The sequence below is a fragment of the Thiorhodococcus minor genome (assembly GCF_010820565.1).
GTDB lineage: Bacteria > Pseudomonadota > Gammaproteobacteria > Chromatiales > Chromatiaceae > Thiorhodococcus > Thiorhodococcus minor.
Genome location: NZ_JAAIJQ010000008.1, coordinates 29941 through 56514 on the forward strand (window position 1 = coordinate 29941; position 26574 = coordinate 56514).

20 protein-coding genes and 1 pseudogene are annotated in these 26574 nt (G+C 63.5%); 18 read left to right on the forward strand and 3 right to left on the reverse strand.

The features are described 5' to 3' along the window. Positions 1-95: 95 nt before the first annotated feature. The 5 genes and pseudogenes from G3446_RS04100 (at position 96) to G3446_RS04120 (ending at position 4309) form a co-directional block, all read left to right on the forward strand. Positions 96-2198 carry a YgiQ family radical SAM protein gene (locus tag G3446_RS04100; protein ID WP_164451138.1) on the forward strand — a complete coding sequence of 701 codons (2103 nt, stop codon included), beginning with the start codon at positions 96-98 and terminating at the stop codon, positions 2196-2198. Between the two features lie 247 nt (positions 2199-2445). Next, positions 2446-2607, forward strand: a complete 162-nt coding sequence (locus G3446_RS29095) for a DUF3362 domain-containing protein (protein WP_425338379.1) — start codon at positions 2446-2448, stop codon at positions 2605-2607. 238 nt (positions 2608-2845) lie between these two features. Continuing rightward, positions 2846-3016, forward strand: a pseudogene (locus G3446_RS29100) (DUF3362 domain-containing protein); the annotation flags it as partial. A 374-nt stretch (positions 3017-3390) separates the two neighbouring features. Further along, complete coding sequence (locus G3446_RS04115) at positions 3391-3678, forward strand: site-specific integrase (RefSeq protein ID WP_164451141.1); 288 nt, start codon at positions 3391-3393, stop codon at positions 3676-3678. A 70-nt stretch (positions 3679-3748) separates the two neighbouring features. After that, complete coding sequence (locus tag G3446_RS04120; protein WP_164451142.1) at positions 3749-4309, forward strand: Uma2 family endonuclease; 561 nt, start codon at positions 3749-3751, stop codon at positions 4307-4309. A gap of 747 nt (positions 4310-5056) precedes the next feature. Here G3446_RS04120 and G3446_RS04125 read toward each other — a convergent pair. Both G3446_RS04125 and G3446_RS04130 read right to left on the reverse strand, forming a co-directional pair. Continuing rightward, a complete protein-coding gene (locus G3446_RS04125; RefSeq protein ID WP_164451143.1) occupies positions 5057-5608 on the reverse strand; it encodes a Uma2 family endonuclease in 552 nt (183 codons plus the stop codon). Positions 5609-5644: 36 nt separating this feature from the next. Beyond that, complete coding sequence (locus G3446_RS04130; protein ID WP_164451144.1) at positions 5645-7258, reverse strand: hypothetical protein; 1614 nt, start codon at positions 7256-7258, stop codon at positions 5645-5647. Positions 7259-7394: 136 nt separating this feature from the next. On the opposite strand from G3446_RS04130, the gene G3446_RS04135 reads away from it, so the two are divergent. The 6 genes from G3446_RS04135 (at position 7395) to G3446_RS04160 (ending at position 13508) form a co-directional block, all read left to right on the forward strand. Beyond that, the gene (locus tag G3446_RS04135) at positions 7395-8711 is read left to right on the forward strand and encodes a glycosyltransferase family 4 protein (protein WP_164451145.1); all 1317 of its coding nucleotides are present in this window, start codon (positions 7395-7397) and stop codon (positions 8709-8711) included. Between the two features lie 211 nt (positions 8712-8922). Continuing rightward, positions 8923-9927, forward strand: a complete 1005-nt coding sequence (locus G3446_RS04140) for a GDP-mannose 4,6-dehydratase (protein ID WP_164451146.1) — start codon at positions 8923-8925, stop codon at positions 9925-9927. Between the two features lie 2 nt (positions 9928-9929). Further along, on the forward strand, positions 9930-11021 hold the full coding sequence (gene gmd, locus G3446_RS04145) for a GDP-mannose 4,6-dehydratase (RefSeq protein WP_164451147.1): 1092 nt from the start codon (positions 9930-9932) through the stop codon (positions 11019-11021). Between the two features lie 4 nt (positions 11022-11025). Continuing rightward, positions 11026-11787, forward strand: coding sequence for a glycosyltransferase family 2 protein (locus G3446_RS04150; protein WP_164451148.1), 762 nt, complete (start codon positions 11026-11028; stop codon positions 11785-11787). Between the two features lie 356 nt (positions 11788-12143). Further along, positions 12144-12914, forward strand: a complete 771-nt coding sequence (locus G3446_RS04155) for a SapC family protein (protein ID WP_164451149.1) — start codon at positions 12144-12146, stop codon at positions 12912-12914. A gap of 288 nt (positions 12915-13202) precedes the next feature. Beyond that, positions 13203-13508: a hypothetical protein gene (locus G3446_RS04160; RefSeq protein ID WP_164451150.1), complete on the forward strand. Its 306-nt coding sequence runs from the start codon at positions 13203-13205 to the stop codon at positions 13506-13508. 81 nt (positions 13509-13589) lie between these two features. Here the strand turns inward: G3446_RS04160 and G3446_RS04165 are convergent, their stop codons facing one another. Beyond that, positions 13590-16433 carry a C1 family peptidase gene (locus tag G3446_RS04165; RefSeq protein ID WP_164451151.1) on the reverse strand — a complete coding sequence of 948 codons (2844 nt, stop codon included), beginning with the start codon at positions 16431-16433 and terminating at the stop codon, positions 13590-13592. Between the two features lie 663 nt (positions 16434-17096). Between G3446_RS04165 and G3446_RS04170 the strand changes: the two genes are divergently transcribed. The 7 genes from G3446_RS04170 to G3446_RS04200 all read left to right on the forward strand — a co-directional run bounded on the left by G3446_RS04170 (position 17097) and on the right by G3446_RS04200 (position 26524). Then, positions 17097-18953, forward strand: a complete 1857-nt coding sequence (locus G3446_RS04170) for a DUF4214 domain-containing protein (RefSeq protein ID WP_164451152.1) — start codon at positions 17097-17099, stop codon at positions 18951-18953. Between the two features lie 153 nt (positions 18954-19106). Beyond that, positions 19107-20846: a type I secretion system permease/ATPase gene (locus tag G3446_RS04175; protein ID WP_164451153.1), complete on the forward strand. Its 1740-nt coding sequence runs from the start codon at positions 19107-19109 to the stop codon at positions 20844-20846. Between the two features lie 202 nt (positions 20847-21048). Next, positions 21049-22392: an HlyD family type I secretion periplasmic adaptor subunit gene (locus tag G3446_RS04180; RefSeq protein WP_164451154.1), complete on the forward strand. Its 1344-nt coding sequence runs from the start codon at positions 21049-21051 to the stop codon at positions 22390-22392. Positions 22393-22435: 43 nt separating this feature from the next. Beyond that, positions 22436-23206 (forward strand): ABC transporter permease, encoded by a 771-nt coding sequence (locus G3446_RS04185; RefSeq protein ID WP_164451155.1) that lies wholly within the window; start codon positions 22436-22438, stop codon positions 23204-23206. Next, positions 23203-23379: a hypothetical protein gene (locus G3446_RS04190; RefSeq protein ID WP_164451156.1), complete on the forward strand. Its 177-nt coding sequence runs from the start codon at positions 23203-23205 to the stop codon at positions 23377-23379. The genes G3446_RS04185 and G3446_RS04190 overlap by 4 nt, the downstream gene beginning before the upstream one ends. Next, positions 23376-24650 carry an ABC transporter ATP-binding protein gene (locus tag G3446_RS04195; RefSeq protein ID WP_164451157.1) on the forward strand — a complete coding sequence of 425 codons (1275 nt, stop codon included), beginning with the start codon at positions 23376-23378 and terminating at the stop codon, positions 24648-24650. Before G3446_RS04190 ends, G3446_RS04195 begins: the two co-directional genes overlap by 4 nt. Then, the gene (locus G3446_RS04200) at positions 24647-26524 is read left to right on the forward strand and encodes an FkbM family methyltransferase (protein WP_164451158.1); all 1878 of its coding nucleotides are present in this window, start codon (positions 24647-24649) and stop codon (positions 26522-26524) included. The genes G3446_RS04195 and G3446_RS04200 overlap by 4 nt, the downstream gene beginning before the upstream one ends. Positions 26525-26574 lie beyond the last annotated feature (50 nt).

Here is a 26574-nt window from a genome sequence, read left to right on the forward strand (position 1 = left end):
CAGCCTAGGGGCTGCATTCTCGACCTTCCCGCCGGTCAAATCCACCGATCCGTTTCGGCCGATCCGAAAAGGGTGAACCTGGTATCACAGCAGCTATGAGCGCCGTGCCCGATCTCTTCTCTTACCGCAAGCATTGGGCGCACAAGCTCGGCCCAGCGCCCGAGCTGCCGATCTCGCGCGCCGAGATGGACCTGCTCGGCTGGGATAGCTGCGACGTCATCATCGTCACGGGCGACGCCTATGTCGATCACCCCTCGTTCGGCATGGCCGTCATCGGGCGTTTGCTGGAGGCGCACGGGTTCCGGGTCGGCATCCTCGATCAGCCGGACTGGACCTCCGCCGAGGACTTCCGGCGTCTCGGGCGGCCCAACCTCTTTTTCGGCATTACGGCGGGGAACATGGATTCCATGGTCAACCGCTACACGGCCGACCGCCGCTTGCGCTCGGACGACGCCTACACCCCGAATGCCGAGGCCGGGCGCCGCCCCGACCGCTCGGTGACCGTCTACGCCCAGCGCGCGCGGGAGGCCTACAAGGGCGTGCCGGTCGTCATCGGCGGGATCGAGGCAAGCCTGAGGCGCATCGGGCACTTCGACTACTGGTCCGAGAAGGTAAGGCGCTCGGCCCTCATGGACTCCAAGGCGGACCTGCTGATCTTTGGTAATGCCGAGCGCGCGGTGGTCGAAGTCGCCCATCGGCTGGCGCGCGGAGATCCGATCCGGGAGATCCGCGACCTGCGCGGCACCGCCTTCCTGCGCCGCGATCTGCCCGAGGGCTGGACCCTGATGGATTCCAGCCAGATCGACGCGCCCGGTCCGCTGACGCGGTACAACGACCCCTACGAGCCGGACCCCGCCTGCGACGACAGGCCCGAGACCTCCACCCTGCACGGGCCGCCGCGCAGGAGCGACCGGGCGACGACCGTGGTGCGGCTGCCGTCGTATGAGCAGGTCCGGGCTGACCCCGTCCTCTACGCGCACGCCTCGCGCGTCTTTCACCTGGAGACCAATCCCGGCAATGCCCGCGCCCTGGTCCAGGCGCACGGCGACCGCGACGTCTGGCTCAATCCGCCGCCCATCCCGCTGACCAGCGAGGAGCTGGATCAGATCTACGAGCTGCCCTTCACCCGCAAGCCGCACTCGCGCTACGAAGGCGCTCGGCTGCCGGCCTGGGAGATGATCCGCCACTCCATCAGCATCATGCGCGGCTGCTTCGGCGGCTGCACCTTCTGCTCCATCACAGAGCACGAGGGGCGCATCATCCAGAATCGCTCGGAGGCGTCCATCCTGCGCGAGATCGGCGACGTGCGCGACCGCGCCCCCGGCTTCACCGGCACCATCTCAGACCTGGGTGGGCCCACCGCCAACATGTGGCGCCTGGCCTGCAAGGATCGCCGCATCGAGGCCGCCTGCCGCAAGCTCTCCTGCGTCTACCCGGACATCTGCCGCAATCTCAATACGGACCATGGTCCGCTGATTCGGCTTTACCGCAAGGCGCGCGCCGTGCCGGGCATCAAGCGCATCTTGATCGCCTCCGGGCTGCGCTACGACTTGGCGGTGCGCTCGCCCGCCTACATCCGCGAGCTGGTGACCTACCATGTCGGCGGTTATCTCAAGATCGCGCCCGAGCACACGGAAGCCGGGCCGCTCAGCAAGATGATGAAGCCCGGCATCGGCGCCTACGACCGCTTCAAGGCCCTGTTCGACAAGTACTCCAAGGAGGCCGGCAAGGAGCAGTACCTCATCCCCTACTTCATCTCCGCGCACCCAGGCACGTCGGACGCCGACATGGTCAACCTCGCCCTCTGGCTCAAGCGCAACGGCTTTCGGCTGGACCAGGTCCAGGCCTTCCTGCCGACGCCGCTCGCCATCGCCTCCGCCATGTACCACACGGGGCTCAATCCGCTGAAGAAGGTCAGGCGCCAGTCCGAGCGCGTCGCCGTGGTACGCGGCCAGCGCCAGCGCCGGCTGCAGAAAGCCTTGCTGCGCTACCATGATCCGGAGAACTGGCCGCTGCTGCGCAAAGCGCTCAAGGACATGGGCAGGGCCGACCTCATCGGCAACGGCAAGCGCCATCTGGTGCCCAGCTTCCAGCCGGCCGGAACCGGAGGCGTGCCCGAGGGGCGGCGCAAGCCTGTCAAGGCGTCTTCTCGACGCACGCCAACCGCCGCATCGCGCAAGCCAAGAAAGCGTCGCTAGATCCGGGTGGACAATCGCAGCGCAGTCCACCGGCTCCGGAGCGGGATTCGGTGGACTTCGCTTTGGAGACTGTGAGAGTCATCCAAGCGCACCGCGAAGATCGCAGATTGGTGTAGGTTGGGCCGACGCAGGAGGCCCAACAATCAAAGCGTTAGGCTAGCCGCCATGTTGGGCTTCGTACCTCAGCCCAACCTACGCAGAATTTCTTCACGGTCTCTTTGGCTCGTCCACCCGCCGCTTGAACGAGATGGGGCGCGCCGATCTGATCGGGAACGGAAAGCGGCACCTAGTGCCCAGCTTTCAGCCGGCCGGGACGGGGGGCGTGCCCGAGGGGCGGCGGAAGCCTGTCAAGGCGTCTTCTCGACGCACGCCAACCGCCGCATCGCGCAAGCCAAGAAAGCGTCGCTAGATCCGGGTGGACGAGCGCAGCGCAGTCCACCGGCTCCGGAGCGGGATTCGGTGGACTTCGCTTTGGAGACTGTGACAGTAATCCAAGTGCACCGCGAAGATCGCAGATTGGTGTAGGTTGGGCCGACGCAGGAGGCCCAACAATCAAAGCGTTAGGCTAGCCGCCATGTTGGGCTTCGTACCTCAGCCCAACCTACGCAGAATTTCTTCACAGTCTCTTTGGCTCGTCCACCCGCCGCTTGAACGAGATGGGGCGCGCCGATCTGATCGGGAACGGAAAGCGGCACCTAGTGCCCAGCTTTCAGCCGGCCGGGACGGGGGGCGTGCCCGAGGGGCGGCGCAAGCCTGTCAAGGCGTCTCCTAGACGCACGCCAACCGCCGCATCGCGCAAGCCAAGAAAGAAGCGGTAAGCCCGAAGGTGGACGAGCGCAGCGCAGTCCGCCGGCTTCGGAGCGGGGCTCGGTGGACTTCGCTCTCGTTGCCGGTACCATCAGGAATCTTGGCAGCGACCCGGCGCGCCTCGGGCAAGAGTCCAGCCGCGCTGAGATGCTCACGTGAGAAGGGCGCAGTCATCGATACCTGCCTCGCAACCTGGGAAAGCGATGGCAGTAGATTGATTTCACGTCAAAAGTTTACGAAAGACTTTTTTCAGCTCGAAGCCAGTTGCGTGTTTATAAAGCAAATATGTTTCCGGCGGGAATTGCTGATGCGTGTTTAGGACGTCGATATTCAGGGGCGGCGCACCTGGGTCAGATTGCATGAGGAAGGTGGAAAGCGCCATGAAATGCCCTGCCACCATAACCTCGAAGCCTCGCTAGAGCGCGATCTGGAGGTGACCGGACTAGGCAGCCAGCCCAAGGCGGTCCTCTTCCCTACCGCTCCTGGCAAGCCTGGTGAGCTCACCGAGCCACCACTGCAGCAGAACGAGGTCTACCGAATGATCCGTCGGCGCGTCCTCGACGCCGGGATTGGGACGGCGGCCGGCTGCCATACCTTTCGGGCCACGGGGATCACTGAATCTCTCCGCAACGACCAGGTCAACCTCGATGAGGTCGAGCGGATTATGATCTAAAGTGTCGGCCTCGACAGGTAGAACGAACCGTCTACGCCCTGCTTGGAGGACGGAGTTTCGGGGAAACCTCATGCAACATGCCTACAAGCAAACGCTTTACGAACAGCTCGAAGCGCTGCCCGAGGGATTGACCGGAGAGATCCTAAACGGACAGTTGCACACACAGCCGCGGCCAGCCGGACCCCACGCTCGGACAGCGAGCGAGCTGACGTACGATCTCGTCGGCAGCTATGGGCGTGGTCGGGGCGGACCGGGCGGCTGGTGGATACTTGTGGAGCCAGAGATCCATTTCATCACCGATCGCGAAGTCGCCGTACCCGACCTGGCAGGCTGGCGTAAGGAACGCATGCCGCAGATCCCGGAAGGTCACCGCTTCGAGGTGGTACCGGACTGGGTCTGCGAGATCCTTTCACCATCGACCGAAAGCAAAGACCGTGAAGTCAAGATGCCCATCTACGCCCACTATGGTGTGGCGTATGCTTGGCTCGTCGATCCCAAGCGGTGCACCCTGGAGGCCTATGCACTGGACAACGGCGAATGGCGTTTACTTGCCAAGGCCTCGGGGAACGAGGCCATTGCGGTCGCACCCTTCGACGCTCTAAAGCTTGAGCTCAGCAACCTCTGGAGCTGAGGTCGCAGCGCACCCAACGGACTTGAGCGCTCCACTGGGGGCTGAGAGCAGGGCATGGTCGCAAGGGTCACCCAGGAGCCTGGGAGGGCTCAGCCGTTCCTCGCCAACGATGCGGTGCGGGCGCCGCAGTAGCAGCCGCCCAGATCGCCACCAGAGTGGGTTTGTCGACCAACGCTGGCCTTCGAGCGGGGGAGACGACGCGCGGCGGCCGCCTTCGCCCGTCTTGCCACGCGCGGCCCACTCCCGCCCGCGCGCGTCGTGCATAGCATCGACGTGACGCAGTGCGTGTTAGATCGAGGAGCCGGATGCCCGAATTGGGCACGTCCGGACCTGCGGGAGCCGTGGGGGAGTCATCCCACGCGGCGCCCCGGCGCTCGAAGCCAGCTGCTTGTTTATAAAGCAAATATTGTTCCGGCGGGAATCGCTGCTGGGCGTACGGCAACCGCCGCATCGCGCAAGCCAAGAAAGAAGCGCTGAGCCCGTGGGGTGGGCAAGCGCAGCGCAGTCCGCCGGCTTCGGAGCGGGGCTCGGTGGACTTCGCTCTGGAGACTGTGAAGAAATTCTGCGTAGGTTGGGCTGAGGTACGAAGCCCAACATGGCGGCTAGCCTAACGCTTTGATTGTTTGGCCTCCTGCGTCGGCCCAACCTACAGCAATCTGCGATCTTCGCGGTGCGCTTGGATGACTCTCACAGTCTCTCTGGCTCGTCCACCCTAAGCCGCGACGTCGTCAAGTGCGTGCGTGGGGATTACCGAAAAGGTCGGAACAGCGCGTCGAAGTCCAGGCTGAGGGGGCAGCGGCTTTTCTCAAAGCGGAAGTGCTCACGCGTACACTCGGCTGGCCCCTGAAAACCCTTGCCACTGTGCTGAAAGACTCTCGCCATGAGCTGCTCCGGATCGATAAGGACGTAGTAGCGGACGCCCGCCTCCTCGTACTCGCGCAGCTTTAGTCCCTCATCGCGCCTCGCGGTCGAGGGGCTGAGCACCTCGCAGACGATGTCGGGCGTCTTGGCGATATGCCTAGGATTGTCGTCACCGCAGACCACTGCGACGTCTGGCCGCAGCAGGGTGTCGGCGCGGATCACCCAGTCGGTCTCCAGCAAGACCTCGCAATCCGGACACTCCGCGCTTTCGCTCAGCAGTTGATTGCCGATCGCCAACGTCAGCTTCTGATGCAGCTTCGTCGGCGCGGGGCTCATGGCATAGGGAATGCCGTGGATTAGCTCCCAGTCTCCGCTCCACTGCACGTAGTCCTCGACGCTGTAGTGCGGGAGATCCTCTGGCTGTAGGCCGGCGCTCATTGGATTGGTCTCTCTGGAGCTTGGTCCCCGAGCGGGCTACTCACTCCGCCGCCAGAGCAGGCAGGTGCCGGGCGCGTCATCCTCGATGAAGCCGTAATGGCGCCCCATCCAGTAGGCCATCAGATAGTCCACGCCGCCATAGGCCTGGTTGGGGGTGCCGGCGTCGACCAGCTTCCAGGGCTGCCGCTCCCAGGTGAAGGAGGCTGGCACGCGCTCGTCGACATTCACCGCAACCGCCGAGATACCCTCGCACTGCTCGCTCTCCGGGTAGATGCCGGTCAAGTCACGGGGCAGCGCCAGATTGGGTGCGGTGGGGAAGCGCGCGAGCTGATCCGCGTGGAAATCGGCAACCGACTGCACATCGTCTTCCGCCGCGGCTTGAGAGGCGTAGATGAAGGCGAAGAAGACGTTTTTGTGATCCTTCACTTCCTCCCACATGGCGTCGCGCAGCACCTCGCGCTGCAGTCTGAGCTTCCTCGCCGGGTCTTGCTCCAGGCGGATCCAGCTGTAGAGCGGCATGAAGCCGATGTTCAGCCCGAAATAGCCATCGTCGCAGCGGTTGGTGTTGCGCCAGCCCGAGGCGATATCCAGCCATTCGTCCGCGTGCTGCGCGTAGTGCTGGGCGATCGCCGCGCGCCGCTCGGCATAGTCCGGGATGCCCTCCGTGACCTGAAGCGCGACATTGAACATGGCGCCGAGCTGAATCGCTTGCGTCGGCTGGTAAATATTCGGGAAGGAGCCGAAGCCAGGGACCTGGCGAGCCAGCTCGGCCGCATTGGGCGAGAAGAAGAGGATGCCCTCGCCCGCGGCATCGAAGGGGCTCAATGTCAGGGTCAGCGCGGGTCCGCCTTCTGGCGCGTCCGCCTGGCTGAAGACGGCGTATGGGATCTCGGCCTCGGTGCTCAGCACCCGGCCGTCGAGGATGAGCCGCACGGGCTGGCTCTCGCTGTTCATCAGCTGCTCGACGAATTCGACCACATCCTGACGGATCAGCTCGCGCAGCGCCGGGCTCTGCGTGGCCTCGTAGGCGAAGGAGTAGCCGAGCATGACGCCCTGATACTGGTCCCGGCTGATGTTGCCGCGCCAATGCCACAGCTCACCTTCGTAGAGCACGTCACGGTGAACTTCGTCCTCGCTGTCGCTGAGAATCGCCTGGATGGGCGCCGGGCTGTCGGCGGGGGCCGCATAGCGGGCCAGGTAGCCTGGGTCGCCAGCAATATTCCACCAAAGGTGCAGCGTCTGCAGTGTCTCGTCCATCCAGCGTGCGGCATCCGGCGCTTCGTTCGTCATGAAGCGTAGCGCCTCGGAGGCCAGATAGGTGCCCGTCCAGATCGCCGAGTCACGCCGGCTGCTGTAGGCCAGCACCTCGCTCAGGGTGTCATCCGTGAACTGAGTAGCCATGACGCCCCCGGCGGGCATCATCCAAGCGTGCAGCCATCTGGTATAGTCGCGGGCCAGATTGTGCATGGCATCGCCACCAGTCGGCGGCAACGCCAGCCAGCTTTGGCTCGACGTCTCCCAAAGCTCGCAGCTCGCGTCGCTGCCCGTCGTTTCGAGCAGGCAGGTGTCGCTGCAGGGGGAGAGTACCGCCGCTTGCAGCGGAACGGAGGCCAGCATAGAGCAGAGTGTGAGATAGCGATGCCGTACCATGATCCCCTCCATCGGTTGCGGAACAGTCGGCCCAGCTTGTTAGGCCGACGATCCAGCGAGAGCTCTAGAATTGGCGCAATTGCCTGACGTCTCCGTTGCGGAGTATAGCGCGGCCAGCCGCTCGCCTAGCGAGTCGATGCCCACGCGGGAGGGCTCTGCTGGGTTGGCGGCGAAGGGGCCGGCTTGCGTTGCCGTCGACTTGACCCCGGTCCTGCCTGGCGGAGAGAACGGTGGTGCCAGGGTCTTCGTCTTGGAGCTGCTTCGGCAGTTGTTCGCCCTGGCCCCCCAGACGCACTTCGTTCTCTTGACCCAAGCCGCATCGCACGAGCAGCTGGCCGAGCTCGATCGCCCCAATGTGACGCGACGCCTCGTCGTCGGAAAGCTGGTCGGCGGGACGTTGCGCTCGAGTCTCGTCGCGGCGGCTCGCTGGGGGCTGCCGCTGCTGCCCAAACCGCTGCGAAGATGGAGCGGTCGACTGGGCTATGGGCTGCACACCGCGCTCAAGCGGGGTGGGGCCTCGACCCGGCTCAGGCGCTGGGGTGTCGATCTGCTGTTCTGTCCTTTCACCGCACCGACCTATCGGGAGCCGGGCATCGCAACCGTCTGCGTTCTCTATGACCTGCAGTTCAAGGAGTACCCAACGTTCTTTACGGACGAAGATCTCGCCAACAGAGAGCATGCTTTCGTCGAAGCCTGTCGGCGTGCCTCTCGCATGGTTACGATCTCAGCGTACTCTCGGGCGGTGGCCCTTTCCCAGGGCTGCGCCGACCCCGAGCGTGTCGTGGCGATTCCGCTGCGTATGGCGCGCCGCTTGAGCTGTGAGCACCAGGAGTCAGGGCGCACGCTCGCAGATTTCGGTCTCGCGGCTAAGGCTTACCTCGTTTACCCGGCGAATTTCTGGCCGCACAAGAATCATGTGCGCTTGCTCGAGGCCTTTTTGCGGGCGCGGGAGCGCGGGCTGCCGACCGGAATCAAGCTGCTGTGCACCGGGGCGCCGGGGCCGGGCATGGAGGCACTGCGCGAGCGCGCGAGGGACATGGGGCTCGAGGCCGTCGTGGCTCTGCCAGGCTATGTCTCAGATGCGGATCTCGGCAATCTAATGGCTCGCTCCGCTGGGCTCGTCTTCCCCTCGCTCTACGAGGGCTTTGGACTGCCGGTTCTCGAGGCCATGGCCGCAGGCATCCCTGTCGCGTGTAGCAACTGCACCGCTTTGCCGGAAGTTGCGGGGGATGCGGCCATCTACTTCGATCCCATGTCGGCCGATGACATCGCCCAGGCCTTGATCTCCCTCGCAAAGGATCAGCGCCACAGGGCGGCTCTCCTTCGTGCCGGTCTGGCCCGCGCTCGGGATTACGAGGACGCGCGACGGATGGCGGACGACTACTGGCGCGTCTTTCAGGAGGCGGTCGCAAGCGCTCGCGCATCCGTGACTGGCTCAGCTCGAGCCGGCTAGCAAGGCGAGTGCGCTATGATGAGACCTCGCAAAGCGGACGGCGCCCTGCGCGCCCGCCCATCCGTATCTCTGTGGTGAGCAGGGCGTGTCTGCTGCGCTTCGATCGGTTTCGGCGCGGACGGGGGCCGATCGCTCGTCTCGCGGGCAGTGCGGCGTCTCCTCGTACATCCGCCATCGCCGGCGGCTCTGAGCTCTTGACGGAAGAGGACTTGTGACGAAAAAGGCATTCATCACCGGAATCACGGGTCAGGATGGATCTTACCTGACCGAGCTACTGCTCGAGCAAGGCTACGAGGTCCATGGCTCGGTGCGGCGCACCAGCACGCTCGAGAGGAGCCGTCTGGCGCACCTCTACGCGGACCCCAGGATCTACAACGAGCGTCTGTTCTTGCATTATGCGGATCTCGACGATCCCACGACGCTGCGACGCGTCCTCGGGCGGGTCCAGCCGCAGGAGCTCTATCACCTTGCCGGACAGAGCCACGTCGGGCTGAGCTTCGAGATTCCGGAGACGACGTGCGAGTTCACCGCCATGGGAACCCTGCGCCTGCTCGAGATCGTACGTGACCTGCCGGAGCCCCCACGCTTCTTCCACGCCACCTCGAGCGAGATCTTCGGGCGGCCGGCGCATAGCCCGCAAACCGAGGAGACGCCGATCGCACCCGTCAACCCCTACGGCTGCGCGAAGGGGTTTGCGACCCAGATGGTGCGCGTCTATCGCGAGAGCCATGGCCTCTTCATGGTGAACGGGATTCTCTACAACCATGAGTCCCCCAGGCGCGGCGAGAACTTCGTGACGCGCAAGATCTGTCGGGCCGCCGCGGCGATCAAGCTCGGGCGGCAGAAAGAGCTGTCCTTGGGTGACACCAGCGCCCAGCGTGATTGGGGGCATGCCCGCGACTATGTGCGAGGCATGTGGCTTGCGCTCACGCATGAGACCGCCGGCGATTACGTCTTCGCGACAGGGAAGCTGCACCGTGTCCAAGATGTGATCGAAGCCGCGTTTGCCGCCGTAGACCTCGATTGGCAAGCCTTCGTGCGGTTCGATCCGCATTTTCTGCGCCCGGCGGAGCCGCTTCACCTCGTCGGCGATCCCAGCAAGGCCGAGGCGCAGCTCGGCTGGTCCGCGACGACCTCGTTCGATGCGCTCATCCGCGAAATGACCGACTTCGAGGTGCGGTCGCTCTCCAACAAAGCATCCGAAGGATCCGCTTGACCATGTCCAACCAGAAGACTGCTCTCATTACCGGCGTGACCGGGCAGGATGGCGCCTATCTCGCCGAGCTGCTGCTCGAGAAGGGCTATGTCGTGCACGGTATCAAGCGCCGCACGTCCCTCTTCAACACGGATCGCATCGACCATCTCTACCAGGATCCGCACGAGCCGGACCGGCGTTTCGTGCTGCATCATGGCGACCTCACCGACTCCAGCAGTCTGATTCGCATCATCCAGCAGACGCAGCCGGACGAGATCTACAACTTGGCTGCGCAGAGTCACGTCGCGGTCTCCTTCGAAGAGCCCGAGTACACCGCCAACTCGGATGCGCTCGGGGCGCTGCGGATTCTCGAGGCGATTCGAATCCTCGGGCTCGAGAAGAAGACCCGCTTCTACCAGGCCTCGACCTCCGAGCTCTACGGCCTGGTCCAAGAAGTGCCCCAGACGGAGAAGACGCCCTTCTATCCGCGCAGTCCCTATGCCGTTGCCAAGCTCTACGCCTATTGGATCACCGTAAACTATCGCGAGGCCTACGGCATCTACGCCTGCAACGGCATCCTGTTCAACCACGAATCGCCTATTCGGGGCGAGACCTTCGTCACCCGCAAGATCACGCGCGCGCTATCGAGGATCAAGCTCGGTCTCCAGGATTGCCTCTATCTCGGCAATCTCGACGCCAAGCGCGACTGGGGCCATGCGCGCGACTATGTCGAAATGCAGTGGCTGATGCTCCAACAGGAGCGGCCCGAGGATTTCGTCATCGCGACCGGGGTGCAATACAGCGTCCGCGACTTCGTCGAGGCCGCCGCGCGCGAGCTTGGGATGTCGATGACCTGGTCCGGGCAAGGAGTCGAGGAGATCGGCACCGACGACCAGGGCAAGGTCATCGTCCAAGTCGATCCTCGCTACTTCAGGCCCACCGAGGTGGAGACCCTGCTCGGCGATCCCTCCAAGGCGCGCGAGAAGCTCGGGTGGGTGCCCAAAATCAGCTTCCAGAAGCTCGTCAAGGAGATGGTGCGCGAAGATCTCAAGGCGACTGAGCGCGACGAGCTGGTCAAGCAGCACGGCTTCAAGGCGTTCGATCGTCACGAGTAGCGCGATGTCGCCGGAGCCTCTCGTCACCGTCGCGGTCCCGTCCTTCAACCAGGCGCGGTACCTCGAGCTGGCGCTCGAATCCATCTTCCAGCAGGATCTTCCGCTGGAAGTCTATGTCCTAGACGGAGGATCGACCGACGGCTCGGTCGACATCATCCGGCGTTGGGCGGACCGATTGGCAGGCTGGCGCAGTCATCCGGACGCCGGTCAGTCCGCGGCGATCAACGAGGGCATCGCCGCAGGCCGTGCGCCCTACGTTTGCTGGCTTAATAGCGATGACCTCTACCTGCCTGGCGGGCTGGCGCGCTTGCTCGGTGACCTGCGCTCTCGGCCCCATGCCGCTGGCGTTTATGGCCGAGCCTGGAATCTCAGCCAGGCTACTGGGCGTCGCCGTTCTGCGCTCGTGATGCCATTCAGCGAGTGGCTGTTTGCGCGGGTTTGCACGATCGCTCAGCCAGGCACGCTGATGCGGCGCTCGGCATGGGAAGCCGTGGGAGGTCTGGACACCAGCCTCCAGATGGCGATGGATTACGACCTCTGGTGGCGGCTCCATAAAGACTGCGGTCCCCTTTGTTTTGTCGACGCTTGGGTTGCGGTCAACCGTGAGCATGATGAGACCAAGACGCAGACCCAGCGCCGCCTCCACTATGATGAAGCCATGGGTGTCGTTCGGAAGTACTACGGGCGTGTCCCGCTGAAGTGGTGGCTGGCTCAGCCTTATGCGGTGTGGTACCGAGCCCTGGCAAACCGTTTGGTGCGGCTCTAGCCAGGCACGGGGAGGCGGCATTGGCTCGTTGGCGAACGGCCTCCCGATGTCTTTAGGCGATTTCCTGAAATGATCCTACCCAGAACAGCGCCTCCAGTAAGATGGGCAAAGCCCCTGGCACGCCGGCGCGCATGGGGAAGACGTTTGTGGGGCGTGCCCACCCAGGTCGCTCAGGCGCCTGGACGATGGGCAAGCTGCGCTTTGTCCATCGGGGAATCTGTTTCCCGGAAATCGCCTTAGGTGGCGTTTCTTCGCGCTGAGGATGCGCGCTGGCTCGCGATCTCCGTGATGTCCCTCAATCATCCACCGGTAGGCTTTGGCCAGGATCCGATCATCTGAGGAGGGCTCTATCTGCTATGCCGAAGTTTGTTCCCATTTCCCGTGAGAGACACGGGACAAAGCGTTGGAGACGTTTCACGTCCTATTCGTTCGCTGCGCGATCCGCGCTCGCCCAACTGGTTGCGGCTGAGCTTCCGAGAGCGGCCGTGTCCTTGCCGTTGGCATTCATCGAGCAGGGGGACGCCTATGCTCCAGTCGCGGTCTTGGGACTGGAGCCAGGCATGAATCTATTCGTGCAGGACGACGGACGTTGGGCCGGCAGCTATGTTCCCTCTGCCTTTCGCAGCCACCCTTTCAGTCTGGCCCAAGCGGATGGAGACCAGCTGGTGCTCTGCGTCGACGAAGAGAGCGGATTGTTGACGGATGGTGCCGAGGGAGAGGGCTTGTTCAGCGAGCAGGGGGAGCCAAGCGATGCTTTGGCTCAGGTCTTGGGGTTCCTCCAGGAGATCGAGCGCAACAAGGCGCCGACGCGCGCGGCCTGCGCCGAGCTTGCGAGCCATGATCTGCTTCAGCCTTGGCCGATCAAGATCAAGACAACAGCTGGAGACCGACAAGTGGAAGGTCTCTTCAAGGTCGACGAGGGTGGCCTCGGCAAGCTCCCGGACGACGCATTCCTGCGTCTGCGAAAGTCGGGTGCTCTGCCAATGGCCTATTGCCAGTTGCTATCCATGCATCATCTCGGCGCCCTGCAACAGCTCGCGGCCGTGAAGGCCAAGGCCGCGCTCGTTCCGAAGAAGCCGGCTGCGGATCAGTTCGTGCTTCAGGACGACGATCTTCTGCATTTCTAAGGTGGACCAAAGGTGGTTTCTGGCTCTGACCATGGTGTCGGACAATTATCTCTCGGGGGCAAAAGCGCCGCGCAGCTCACCAGCGCAGGTGCGGGGCTCGGTGGGCTTTGCAATCGCTTGTCCGGGCCTGGCTTCCGGAATGCGGAGATGCGCGAAACTGCTCCGTCCACTTTCCAGCTCCCTGTCGAGGGTGTCTACCGTCCTTTGCCGTTCAACCGGCAGCGGCCGCGATAGAAATCCCAGACTGGGCAGCGGCGCGCGTTGCGCGGGTTGACGCAGAGGCTGTCAGTGGGAATTCCGTTGGTGAAGCTGGGTACGACCACATACCCGGCTTCCCGGCACTTCCGCTCCGCCGGGTTTGCGAGGCCCGCAAAAGGCATTGCGGTCAGGCTGCTCGAGGACGACGGTTTCTCCTTGGGCTGGCTCGGTATTTCGTTGCTCCCAAACCCGCTCGCGCTCAAAAAGCAAGCGCAGATCAACATGCAAATGGCGAGAGCGCCCCGCTCTGTGATCCAGGGCGGGGCGCTGGCAGTCATCTTCACAATCAACCTCGATGAAAAAGACCCATGCAGTGGCGGCATGGGTCGAGCCTAGGGGCGCGGCCCCGTAAGTGACCATCCATGGTCTTCCATGTATCGCACCGAAGCTTCTCTAGTGCGCTGGATCCGCAACCGATCAGTCGGTGCCAGGCATGGGGATCTCCGTGGCTACAGGGAAGATGCCAATGTCGTGCGACTCGATCGTCTTCAATGGCCGCAATGCTTGCGTTGCGCTGACATCCGGCCGCGTGATGGGCGCGGATTCGGTCAACGCTGCCTTGGCTCCCTCGACGAGTCGCATGACACCACCACCAGACGGGGTCGCGACGATCTCGACCTGACGCAGCGCGATTGGCTTCTCGGAGAGGTTCTTGCCGTTCAGCATGCACGACCGCTCGCTAGTCTGGAATCTGGACGTAGGCGGCGTTACCGCATCCAGCAGCCCGGATTGCTCGCTCGCCGTCTGCCCCCAGCCCCAGGTGATCGGCCCCCAGCCCCAGGACGTATTGTTGCGCTCGTTGGACTCGCTCACTTCGTTCAGGTCATCCGCCCATGCGGCCATGTAGTAGACGCCGGCTGGCAGCGATGACATATCGAAGGAAGCCGAATTGCCTTCGTCGCGATAGACGTACTCGCCTGGGTAGAGCTCATAGGGCACGTCCTCATAGAAGAGGAAGTAGTCATTGCCATTGCCAAGGACTTCATCAGGGGTGACGACCAGGTTGATATCCCAGCCAGCGGCGGACGGACTTTGCCCGCTGTTCACCACCTCGTAAAGGAATGCGCCTTGGCCGGCCCAATCCCATTCCGCGTACCAATACTGAATCACGAGATCGGGTAGGTTACTGGTGATCGAGATCAGATCTGTGCCAAATGAGATGTTGTCGTCTTCGTTGGACTCTTCGACCCAGTTCAGGTCGTCCACCCAAAGCGCCATATAGTAAGTGCCAGGGGCTAGGGTATCGGGGAAGCTGAACCCGATCGTGTTACCTTCGTCACGATAAGCGGCGGAGCCGGGATCTAGATCGAAGGGTATCTGCTCATAGACCACGAAGATGTCGCCACTCGAAATATCCGCATTCTCCGAGAGCATCAGGTTGACGTAGGCACCAGCAGGCGCGGGCTCCGAGCCTGTATTGGCAACGCGCCACTGCAGCTCGCCTTGCCCGCCTGGAGACGGATCGTAATCCGCAGTCCAGCTCATGATCTCAAGGTTCGGTGCGCTGGATGGAGGCGGCTCGGGGTCGACTGGCTCCGGGTCGTCTTGGTTTTCGGCATCCTGTGCGCTGTAAGCCTGCTGAATGACGCCCTGCCGACCGAGGTCGTAGGTCAGCCAGAAGTAGCCGTTGTCACCCCAGCCCGTGCCCCAGGAATTGATGACCTTGAAGGCGCCGCCATAGCTGTTGTCGTCATAGCCAACGATGGTGACTGCGTGGCCGCCCCTGTTGGTGCCACTGAGCGTGTTGTAGACGGAGTCCGGACCGCTCAGATTCATGAGTGAATCATAGGCGGGAATGCCGATTACGACGGGGCGGTGGTTGGCGAGCTCGGCTTTGATCGAGTCGTTACCTTGCAGGCGCCCCCAGCTGGCAATCTTGAATCCGGCAGCTTGTTGAAGCGCCTCGCTCGAGGGCTGTGTCGAGCATTCGGTATCCGTGTAGGGCATTTTGTCCCAGGTGGCGGCACCCGTGGCCCGGAAGAGCTCGAGCGCGTCTGAGATCCGGGAGCCGGCGTCGCATCCTCCGACCTTGATCTGGTTATACACGAAAGCCGGGCTGAAGAGATGGTCTTGGCGATTCAGCTCCCAGTTGATCTCGACCCGCTCTTGATAGCTCTTGAGTGCGTAGGCGGTCGACCAGCCCACGCAACTGCCCTGTCCGCCCTGGTTGCCGGGAGTCGGGAAACTGCTGCTGAGATCCACCGAGCTAGGCAACTGGGGCGTGTCGCCTGGCGCTCCAGAGAGGTCACCATAGGGGTTGATGATCGGAAACTGGCCGTAGTCGAGTGGATCGACGCCTTCGTCTCCGGTATTGCGGTCTTCTGCATCGGTCACGACGGTGACGCTGACCGTGGCAGGCTGACTGTAAGCAAGACCGTCCGAGACCCGGTAGGTCAGTGCGAAGCTTTGCCCTGAGCCATCCAGGTTCGCATAGAGACGCCCAGATTCCGGACCCACATAGGCGTCCTGATAACCTGCGCCGTCGTCCTCCGAGACCAGGAGGTAGCTCAGCGTGTCATTGTCTGCGTCGCTGGCGATCAGGTCGATCTGCACGAGAGGAATCGCCAAGTCTGCCTGTACCGATAGATCGCTTGCAACCGGAGGCGTATTGCCCCCCACGACGGCATCGAGCAGTCCATCGATTTGGGCGATAGCGGCGTCGCGGGTTGCCGGGTCGGAGGAGACTCCGGCAAGCACATCTGTACCCGCTTGGCGAAGGCTTTGCTGGACATCGCTGGACAGTGCCGAGTAGACGATCCCGCGCTCTCCTTGAGCCTCGGCGAAGGCGATCGCGACTTGGATGCGATTGCCAAATCGCTCCATGTCCTCGGCCGCGTCTGGATTCGCCCAGCCTCCCTCGATGAGGGCGATGATCATTTCATTGCGCATGCGCGTGCCGGATTCAAGCTCGGCTAGCCAATAGGCCCTGCCTTCATCGTCCGCCGCGCGGCCAAAAATATTCTGGTACAGGGCATCGATGAGAGCACCATAGCCAAGAGAATCCGGGTACTTTTCCTTGACGAGGGGCTGGTCGAAAAAACTCTGTGCGACGGTGACCGGCTGCCATCCCCCCGACTGGATGTTGCCTACCCAATACTGCAGGCCTTCGTCGTCTGGGGCATAGCCCATGGTTGCGACATAGATCTCTGCGACGCGCCAAACGGTGTTGCGATTGACCTCGGCGAGCGTATCGGTCTGACTGAAAATTCCTTGTCCTTGGGCGACAGAGACCATGAGTGTAGAAATCAAAAGAAATGCCATCCGCCAACTTCGCGAAAGGCGCCTGCTGAGTCTGTTGACTGCATCGGTAGCCATTGTTTACCTCTTCCCGATGATCGTGCATTGACTTTGGCGCAAGAATAGGCTGGGTTTGGGGGCTGTTTCTCACGCGGAACAGGTTGAATCTATAGGTAGAGTCGTTCCTCGAGCCCCTGTTCAGAGCCTGCGCTGTAACCCCACGGCACGATAACCCCCTAGGCAACTATATAAGAACCGGAGAGCGCAAAACGGGCACTGTTTTGATGCAAGTCAAGATCTTCGATCGGAAAATGCGACGCGGTGACGCTCGTTTGGGTGGCTTGAAACCCGCCTCTCCGCCTCTCCGTGTTCGTTGGGGGTGCTTGATTGCTAGCCGGCGAAGCTCTGCTTTACTTGCTCATGGGGATGTCGTTTCGGTCCATCAGGGCGGTCGGCGATTGAGGCGGTCCGTGGAGAAGCGACAAGACCAGGCATGCCCGGCGTCGATCGACAGAAGTCGGGCGCGGAAATTGTCCCCTCGCCAAGTGGTTGTGCCCTGAGCGGTGGCGCAGCCTCCTTTGCGGTGGGCTGCCAATGATTGAGCGCGACGTCATGATCGGGCTGCAGGACAGCGCTTTCAGCCCAAGCGGCCGTGCTGGCGTCACTGCTCGACGGGAGGGTTCTCTCATGCGACAGCCATCGACGATCGTTACGCAATACCTGATCGCTGCCATAGGCCTGCTCTGCGTTGGCGCGCAGCTCACAGCTCTAGCGCAAACCGGGGCGCAGCGGCTCCAGCCCGCCGATCTCATCTATCAGGGCGCCTTTGCGGTGTCTGGCGATGACTGGGCCTATGGAGGCCAGGCGGTCACTTACTATCCGAACGGCGATGCTGCAGGCTCGGAGGACGGTTATCCGGGGTCGCTCTATCTGGCCGGCAACGCCACCCAGAATCTCGTCGGCGAGATTGCCATTCCGGCACCCCTTATTTCAGACGATTTCACAGCGCTTCCGGCTGCCTCCGTGCTGCGTCCGCTCACGGATATCACGGGTGGCTGGATCGATAACTGCACCTATCATCCGGAGTGCATCTATCGCGTGGTCGACGGCCTTGCCTATCTGGCGAATGTCGAGCGGATCGCCTGGAATCTCAACGACTGGTACAACACCGCCGGCTACGACCAAGACTCCCTGGGGTGGAGCGATCTGGACCTGAGCGGGGCGGCCGGTGTCTGGCACATCGGTCCGCGTGGAAACGAGGTGTTTCACAATGCGAAGACGGCGGACTATCTCTTCTCGGCCCCATCCGCGTTTGCCGCTAGCAATCTGTCCGGTCGCACCCTGATCGCGGGCAATCACCGCGAGGCGGGCGCCTTTGGCGGCTCTCAAGGACCGACACTCGTTGCCGTCGCGCCCTGGCAGGATGGAAGCCCGCCGGCAGCGAGCCAGGAGCTGGCTGCTCAGTCGCTGCTGTACTACCGCGAGCACTACGACTGCGTCTGGCTCGGCGAGGAGCGCATCAATCCGATGCCCACAGCGGGGGAATGCGATTTTCCGAGCTACCGGGCCGCGGATCGATGGGACGGGGGCGCCTGGGTCGAGAGCGGCGAGCGCGCCGCCGTGCTCCTCTTCGGCACCAAGGCGCTGGGAGCCAATTGCTACGACACCGCAGAGGCCTGTGGCGGCGATCCCTGTCGCGAGTCCCGCGGCTATCATGCCTATCCCTACCAAGCTCAGATCCTGCTATACGATCCCGAGGATCTGCGTGCCTCCACCTCGGGCGAGCGGGATCCCTGGTCGGTGCTTCCTTACGCCATCGTCGACGCGAGCAGCCGCGTGCTTGGCGATGCGAGCTGCAACGGGCTCGGTGACGTCGCCTATGACGCTGAGCGGCAACGGCTCTACGTCGCCGAGCAGATAGCAGGCCCGTCCGGCGAGACCGTCATCCATGTCTGGGATGTGGCTCAGCGCCCCGCGCGCGGCCACGCCTGGCAGGTCGCGGAGATCTATATCGCGACCATGGGCTATGCGCCCGACAACCAAGGGCTGGAGTACTGGGTGGGTGAGCTGGATGCAGGGATCGGCTGGACGGCGACCACGGTGGCACAGAGCTTCTTCGATCAGCCGCTCGTTCAGGAGCAGTATCCGGAAACCCTCGGGCATTCTCCGCTGATCACGGCGCTCTACCAGAACATCTTCGGGAGGGATCCGGATGACGCCGGGCGCGAGTATTGGCTTGCCGAGCTGGCGGCGAATCGCGTCTTGCGCAACCAGATGATCATCAGCCTGATCAACGGCGGCTGGGCGAACATCGAGGCAGCCGAAGACATGGCGCGTTTCAGCAATCGCGTGGAGGTCGCGCTGGAGTTCGCTGCCTATCAGTCGACACAGGGCATCACCTACAGCAGCTTGGATGAAGCGGGGCAGCTCAGGCTTCGGCATGCGGGTGCCGAGGTGCTGTCAGGCGTCACCGCTGATACGGCCACGAGAGATGCGGCAATCGCAAGCATCCCTGGCCTCCTGGCCGGCTTGGTCGGGGATTGAGCGCTAGGCTGGGCGCGTTGGGGCAAGACCGCGCTTCGGCATCTGCACTTCGCTTCTACATGAGTGTATACTTGGGGGCTGCGGCGCTATCTGGGCTCGTCTTTGCGCGCCAGCTCCCACCATAGATCCAATTCACCCCTCCCGAGAGCACCTGTGAGCACGCACGATCGTCACGAGGATGAGCTTCGCGCGGCCTTGAAAACGAGCCGCAACTCCTTTCTGTTCGCCGGGCTGTTCAGCCTTTTCATTAACCTGCTGATGCTGACGCCCGCGATCTACATGCTCCAGGTCTACGACCGCGTACTGGCGAGCAGGAGCGAGTCGACACTGTTGATGCTGACGATCGTCGTCGTCGGACTGTTCGTCGTCATGGGGTCATTGGAGGTTCTGCGCGCGCGCATTCTAGTTCGGGTCAGTGCGCGCTTGGACATGTTGCTGAACGGACGCCTCTTCGGAGCGATGTTCGACGCCAAACTGCGAGACGGGCGCGGCGCAGGAACGCAGCCGATCGACGATCTCACGAGTTTGCGGCAATTCCTGACGGGCAACGGGCTGTTCGCCTTCTTCGATACTCCGTGGATACCTGTCTACATTGCTGTCTTGTTCTTCATGCACCCCTGGCTGGGCTGGTTCGGCATCGGCGCGGCGCTGCTGCTGCTCGCGCTCGCGATGGCAAACGAGCTTGTGACCCGCAAGCCCTTGAACAAGGCGAACTCGATGGCGATTGCGGGCCGCAGCTACCTCGGCGGCAATCTACGCAATGTCGAAGCGCTCGAGGCGATGGGCATGTTGCATCGCGTCCACGATAGGTGGCTGTCTCAGATGCATCATGAGGTCTTGAGACTCCAAGCACTTGCGAGCGATCGCGCGGCTGTGCTCGCCAACACGAGTAAGGCGCTGCGCGTCATGTTGCAGTCGATGATCTTGGGGCTCGGCGCCTATCTGGTGTTGGAGCAACAGTTCACGGCCGGTGTCATGATCGCCGGCTCCATCATTCTCGGGCGGGCCTTGGCGCCGATCGATCTACTCATCAACGGCTGGAAGGGCTTCCTCGGCGCGCGATCGTCCTACCGACGCTTGAGCTCACTACTGAGCACGATCCCAGAGCGGCCGCGGTACATGAGTCTGCCCGCCCCCGACGGCGCACTGAGGTTGGAAACAGTGGTCGCGTCACCGCCGGGTACAACGGCGCGTGTGCTGCGAGGCATCAATTTCGACGTCAATGCTGGAGAGGTCGTCGGCATCATCGGGCCAAGCGCGGCTGGTAAGTCGACCTTGGCTCGGGTGATTCTCGGCGTTTGGCCATTGGCCGCCGGCAAGGTACGCCTGAGCGATGCCGATATCACGCACTGGAATCGCGATGAGCTGGGTCCTTACATCGGTTACCTGCCGCAAGACATCGAGCTGCTGGATGGCACGGTCAGCGAGAACATCGCGCGCTTCGGCGACGTCGACTCGGATCTGGTGGTGGCCGCGGCCAGACGCGCCCAGGTTCACGAAATGATCTTGCGCCTACCCAAGGGCTACGACACGCCAATCGGCGAGAGTGGCGCGGCCTTGTCAGGCGGACAGCGTCAGCGCATCGGCCTTGCACGCGCCATGTACGGCAGTCCGGCATTGGTCGTCTTGGACGAGCCCAACTCCAATCTGGACGATCAGGGCGAGGCCGCCCTGGTTCGCGCGGTCGGCCAGCTCAAGGCCGAGGGCACGACGGTTCTGATCATTACGCACCGACTGAGCATCCTCAATGCTGTGGACAAGATCCTGATGTTACGCGAGGGCATGGTAGAAGCGTTCGGTCCGCGCGATCAGGTTCTCGCGCAATTCGCTCGGCCCACCGGTGTCGGCGCTAGCCGGCTCAAGCCGCTGCCGGGACATGCCGCCGGCAACTAGCTGGCATCTTGCTTTAGGTCGCGCATCGGTCATGATGCGGACGATGCTCATGCTGGGAGTGCCGGCCTCCAAGCCGTCACGGCTTGACCTTGAGGTCAACATCCCAAGACCCGCCAAGTCTCAGATCATGAGCTGGAGCCGAATACCTGCGGTCGGTCACAACGCCGAAGCAAACAACATTTAGAGACGCTTACCCAGCCAGATGGACATCACGGTCAACCCAAGCCACGTCGAGGACCATGACGGCGACAACGCGCCGCTTCCTACCAGTGATCGAAAGGAGCGCATCGTCGGCCTGCTCATCCTGCTGATCACCTTCGGCGGCTTCGGCACCTGGGCCGCGCTAGCGCCGCTCGACGGCGCGGTCGTGGCTCAAGGCGTGGTCGCGGTGGAATCGGCGAAAAAGACGATCCGGCACCTAGACGGTGGGATCGTCAAGGAGATCTTTGTGCGCGAGGGCGACCGCGTGGCCGAAGGCGATGTGCTGATCCGGCTCGATGACACGGAGGCCGAGGCACAGCTGGAGATTGCGCGCGGGCAGTACCTCTCGCTGCTCGCTCAGCAGGCTCGGCTGACGGCCGAGCGGGATGACCTGCCGGCTATCGAGTTCCCCTCTGAGCTGCTGGAGTCTCAGGACGACCCGAGGATCGAGCAGGCGGTCAGGGGCGAAGAGCGCGTCTTCCGCGCCCGACGCCAGGCCCTGGACGGCGAGCGTGAGGTGCTGGAGCAGCGCAGCGAGCAGCTTCACGAGCAGATCCGCGGCTTGGAGGCCCTCGCCGAGAGCAAGCTGAAGCGGATCAAGCTCTATCAGGAAGAGATCGCCGGCCTCATGAAGCTCTTCGACAAGGGGCTTGGGGACAAGAGCCGCCTTCGGGAGTGGGAGCGACTGGTGGCCGAGCTGGAAGGCGAGCGCGGCCAGCATCAATCCGATGTCGCCGCGGCCCGCGTGCAGATCGGCGAGACGGAGATCCAGGCCGCCCAGCTGAAGCGTCAATTCACCAGCGAGGTGGTGTCGGAGCTGCGCGACGTGGTGACCAAGCTCGCCGACCTGCGCGAGCAGATCCGGGCCTACGGGGCCAGGTTGGAGCGCACGGTGATGAAGGCGCCCGTGTCCGGCGCCGTGGTCGGGACTAGCGTCCATACCGAGGGCGGAGTCATTCGTGCTGGCGATCACATCATGGATATCGTGCCCGAAGGAGATTCGCTCATCATCGAGGCGCGGGTGCAGCCGATCGATATCGACCGGGTGGCCGTCGGGCTGGAGGCCGATTTGCGCTTGAGCGCCTTCAACGCACGCACCACGCCGGTGATCTCCGGGCGCGTCGAGACCGTCTCCGCGGATCGGCTCATCGACCAGGCCACCAACATGCCTTATTACCTGGCAAGGATCCGCGTCACCCCGGAGGGCCTCGCCAAGATCAAAGGCCGGACATTGCAGGCGGGCATGCCTGTGGACACCATGATCAAGACGGGTGAGCGCACCTTCCTCGATTACCTAATCCGCCCCTTCTCGGACCGCATCGCCAAGGCGTTCAAGGAAGACTGATTCGGCTCGCCGGCGAGCGCCGGCGCATCCTTCCGGGTACACCATGAATCTGCTCCTGCTGCTGGACTTCACCCGCCAGGACTTCGTCGACCGCTACTCCGGCTCGGTGCTCGGGGTGCTGTGGGCGCTGATCCATCCGCTGGTGATGATCTTCATCTTCACGGTGATCTTCACCAACATCATGGGCGCCCGGCTGCCGGGGGTGGCGGGCGACTATGGCTACGCCGTCTACCTGGTGAGCGGGCTGCTGCCCTGGATGGCCTTCGCCAACACAGTCACGCGGGGCTCCACGGTCTTTCTGGACCGGCGCAACATCATCGGCAAGATCCCCATCGCGCTGGCCTATCTGCCCGTCTACATCGTCATTTCCGAGGCCGTGACCTTTCTCATCTCCATGACGATCTTCGCGGTCTTCCTGATCGCGGTGGGCGCGCTTCCGGGTAAAGCCATCGTCATGCTGCCGTTCATCTTCGTGCTGCAGCAGATCTTCGCCTTCGGACTCGGGCTGATCTTCGGCGTGCTCAACGTCTTCCTGCGGGACATCAGGGAGCTGGTCGGGGTGATGCTGACCTTCTGGTTCTGGCTGACGCCCATCGTCTGGGTGCCGAGCGTCGCGCCGCCACTGGTTCAGCAGCTCCAGGAGACGCTCAACCCGGCCTATCTCTTCGTCAACGCCTATCACGGCATCTTCGTGCACGGCCAGATGCCGGACTTCGGCGCCTTGTCGCGCCTGGTGCTGATCGCGCATGCGGCTCTGCTGCTCGGCTGGCTGCTGCTCAAGTGGCTGGAGCGCGACGTTCGGGACTTCCTATGATTGTGTTTCTGATCCTGGCCCTGGGGCTGGGCTTGCTGACGGCCGCCACGGCCTGGGTGCTGCTGCGTCGTCTGCAGGGCTTGCAGACGACGCTCTCCATGATCCTGCTGTCGACGGCCTATTTTCTCATCGTCTTCCAGGTCGGGCAGCGGCTGCTCGGAGAGGGCTCATGATCCGCGCGGAGAACATCTGCAAGCGCTTCCGGCTCTATCGCAAGCCGTCCGACCGGCTGAAGGAGATCCTGCTGCGGCGCTCCTATCACACGCTCTACCAGGCGCTGGAGGAGGTCTCCTTCCAGGTCGCGGACGGGCAGACCTTCGGCATCATCGGGCAGAACGGCGCCGGCAAGTCGACGCTGCTCAAGATTCTCACCGGCGTCCTGCTGCCGGACAGTGGACAGATTCAGATGTCGGGGCGGGTCACCGGGCTGCTGGAGCTGGGCACCGGCTTCAACATGGAGATGAGCGGTCTCGACAACATCCGCGCCAATGCCATGCTGCTGGGCATGAGCGCGAGTCAGATCGCGGCCCGGCGGGATCTCATCGTCGATTTCGCGGAGCTGGGCGAGTTCATTCACGAGCCGCTGAAGACCTATTCTTCCGGCATGGTGATGCGTCTGGCCTTCTCGATCGCCATTCACGCCGATCCGAGCTGTTTCGTGGTCGACGAGGCGCTCTCGGTCGGCGACGCCTACTTCCAGCAGAAATGCATGCGCGCCATCCAGGACTTTCGCGCCCGCGGCGGCAGCATCCTCTTCGTCTCGCACGACATGAGCGCCATCAAGACGCTCTGCGACCAGGCCATGCTCCTGGAAGACGGGCGCATTGTGGACATCGGCAGCCCCAAGGACGTCGTCGACCACTACCACGCCATGCTCCTGCACCGCAGTCATCAGGGCGATGTGCCGGTGACGATCAACCGGCCCGTGACGCCAAGCGAGCCGGAGCCCCAGGCGAGCGAGCGCCCCGCCAGCCCGCTGGCGGGAACAGGTGAGGTCGAGCTGGTCGACCTCCGGCTGGCGGACGCGCAGGGCCGGCGCATCGAGCAGATCACCAGCGAGGCGCCCCTGACCATCGTCGCCGAGCTGCGCGCGCGGCGCGACCTGGAGCAGCCCCACTATGGGATCGGCATCCGCAACCGCTTCGGGCACTCGGTGTTCGAGACCAACACCTACTGCATGGGCGAGACGCCGCCGTCGGTCGCGGCCGGCGAGCGCATTCGCGTCGAGTGGCGGCTCGCCGCCAACCTGATCAAGGGCGACTACTCGATCAGCGTCGGCGTGGGCAATCGGCCCTATGGCACCGGGAGCTTCGACGAGATCCTGTTCTTTTCGCACGACCTGGCGATGCTGACGGTCGAGATGGATCCGGACGCCATCCGCTACGACGGCTATTTCAATATGCACCCTAAAGTCAGCGTGATTCACGAGGAGGCAATGGCGTGAGCGATTCCAAGGATGCGGCGTCATTTCCGAGCAGCGCGGACGACCCGAGCTGGTGGAGCGCGAGCCACATCCCAGAGGCGTCGCTGACCGATATCTTCCACTGCTTCCGGCTGATCCTGGGGCGCGTACCCAGCCGCGCCGAATGGAGCGGACACTCGGCACGCGCGGGAGAGGAGCTGACGAGCGTCGTCAGCAGCTATGTGAGCTCGCGCGAGTTCGCAATGAAGGGACTCATCCGCGGCCTTTGCCTGGAGGACATCGAGTCCTTCGAGCGAGACGGCCTCATCCTTCATGCCTCGCGGTCGGATCTCGCGGTCGGCAAGCACCTGCTCGCCGGCACCGCTTATGAGCCGCATGTCGCTGGCCTCTTTCGGCGCAGGCTGAGCGCGGGGGGCGCGGCGATCGATATCGGCGCGAACATCGGCTACTTCTCCATGCTGGCCGCCTCTCTCGTAGGACCGAGCGGATACGTGCTCGCGGTCGAGCCCAGCGCGAGCAACGTCAAGCTGATCGAGGCGAGCCGGCGGCGCAACGCCTTCACCCAGCTGCATGTCCTCTTGGCGGCGGCGGGCGAAGAGCTTGGACTGCTGGCCTACAACAGCTCGCACTCGAACGGGATTGCCGGCGCAGCGGCCGAGACGCTCGATGGCCTGCTGTCCGAGACGCTGGTGCCCAAGATCCCGCTCGATCTCGTCGTTGCACCCGAGCGTCAGATCGATCTGGTGAAGGTGGACGTCGAGGGCGGCGAATATCTGGCGCTCCGGGGGCTCGAGCAGACATTGAAGCGCTGTCATCCGACCATCGTCTTCGCATTCTCCCCGCATGCGCTCACTGCGGTCTCAGGCGGCGACTGGAAGGCCATCTTCCATTGGCTGACGGACCTCGGCTACCGCTTCGCCGAGCTGACGTCCGAGGAGGCGCTCGCCTGGACCCAGGACTCACAGCTCCTTCTTGGGCGCTTCGAGGCAAGCGGCATCGACCACATCGATGTGGTCGCCGAGCCCTCGGAGCCTGCCGCATCGCCAGCCGCACCATCCGGCACCCAGAGCCGAGCGGGCCAGGTCACCAGCGAGGCGATCCGCGACGCCTACAGCGCCCATTATTACCTGGAGGATTGCGGGGGCTACGAGACCTATCGCGCACACGGCGGCAAGATCCTCGACCCTCGGCTCGACTGCATGGCCCGGCTTGCCGGCCTTCTTGACGACAAGGCCAGCCTGCGCGTGCTGGACCTGGGCTGCGGGCGCGGCGAGCTCGCGCGCTACTTCGCCGCACTCGGTCACGCGGTCGATGCCATCGACTACTCGCCCGAAGCGCTGCGCCTGGCAGGCGCCTGCTTCGCCGGCGAGCCCGAGCTGCGTCGCCGCGCCGTGCTGCAGTGCGCCTCGGTCACGGATCCGGGCGTGTATCGCGGACCTTACGATTTGGTGCTCGCCTCAGATCTCATCGAGCACCTGGCGCCCGAGGAGCTCGATCAGCTCTATCGCCTGATTCACCAACACCTGGCCGCGGATGGCGTCTTCATCGCGCACACCTTTCCGAATCTCTGGTATTACAGGTACGCCTACCCGCGCCAGCGCCGTCTCGCGGCCCAAGAGGGCAGGCCACCCTTGCCCGCCGAGCCACGCAGCCCCTACGAGCTGCAAATGCATATCAACGAGCAATCGCCGACACAGATGCGTCGCCAGCTCGGCGCGGTGTTCCCGCATGTCCTGCTTTGGGCCGGTGACCACGAGGAGCCGACGGGATCCCTGGCGCGGCGCTTCGGAAAAAGCGATTGGCGCGAGGCCCGCTCACTCTTTGCGATCGCCTCTCACCGGCCGGTCGATCCCGCCGGAGTCATCCAGGCACTGCAACGACCGCCGGAATACTGAGCGTCCATAAGCGGCTTTTGGGGATGGCCTTTCAAGCGGGCTCCTAGGGC

What these genes read in the sequence shown, in the direction of transcription:
- G3446_RS04100 (WP_164451138.1), top strand. Translation starts at nt 96, where the DNA reads ATGAGCGCCGTGCCCGATCTCTTCTCTTACCGCAAGCATTGGGCGCAC.
- G3446_RS29095 (WP_425338379.1), top strand. Translation starts at nt 2,446, where the DNA reads ATGGGGCGCGCCGATCTGATCGGGAACGGAAAGCGGCACCTAGTGCCC.
- G3446_RS04115 (WP_164451141.1), top strand. Translation starts at nt 3,391, where the DNA reads ATGCCCTGCCACCATAACCTCGAAGCCTCGCTAGAGCGCGATCTGGAG.
- G3446_RS04120 (WP_164451142.1), top strand. Translation starts at nt 3,749, where the DNA reads ATGCAACATGCCTACAAGCAAACGCTTTACGAACAGCTCGAAGCGCTG.
- G3446_RS04125 (WP_164451143.1), bottom strand. Translation starts at nt 5,608, where the DNA reads ATGAGCGCCGGCCTACAGCCAGAGGATCTCCCGCACTACAGCGTCGAG.
- G3446_RS04130 (WP_164451144.1), bottom strand. Translation starts at nt 7,258, where the DNA reads ATGGTACGGCATCGCTATCTCACACTCTGCTCTATGCTGGCCTCCGTT.
- G3446_RS04135 (WP_164451145.1), top strand. Translation starts at nt 7,395, where the DNA reads ATGCCCACGCGGGAGGGCTCTGCTGGGTTGGCGGCGAAGGGGCCGGCT.
- gmd (WP_164451147.1), top strand. Translation starts at nt 9,930, where the DNA reads ATGTCCAACCAGAAGACTGCTCTCATTACCGGCGTGACCGGGCAGGAT.
- G3446_RS04150 (WP_164451148.1), top strand. Translation starts at nt 11,026, where the DNA reads ATGTCGCCGGAGCCTCTCGTCACCGTCGCGGTCCCGTCCTTCAACCAG.
- G3446_RS04155 (WP_164451149.1), top strand. Translation starts at nt 12,144, where the DNA reads ATGCCGAAGTTTGTTCCCATTTCCCGTGAGAGACACGGGACAAAGCGT.
- G3446_RS04165 (WP_164451151.1), bottom strand. Translation starts at nt 16,433, where the DNA reads ATGGCATTTCTTTTGATTTCTACACTCATGGTCTCTGTCGCCCAAGGA.
- G3446_RS04170 (WP_164451152.1), top strand. Translation starts at nt 17,097, where the DNA reads ATGCGACAGCCATCGACGATCGTTACGCAATACCTGATCGCTGCCATA.
- G3446_RS04180 (WP_164451154.1), top strand. Translation starts at nt 21,049, where the DNA reads ATGGACATCACGGTCAACCCAAGCCACGTCGAGGACCATGACGGCGAC.
- G3446_RS04185 (WP_164451155.1), top strand. Translation starts at nt 22,436, where the DNA reads ATGAATCTGCTCCTGCTGCTGGACTTCACCCGCCAGGACTTCGTCGAC.
- G3446_RS04190 (WP_164451156.1), top strand. Translation starts at nt 23,203, where the DNA reads ATGATTGTGTTTCTGATCCTGGCCCTGGGGCTGGGCTTGCTGACGGCC.
- G3446_RS04195 (WP_164451157.1), top strand. Translation starts at nt 23,376, where the DNA reads ATGATCCGCGCGGAGAACATCTGCAAGCGCTTCCGGCTCTATCGCAAG.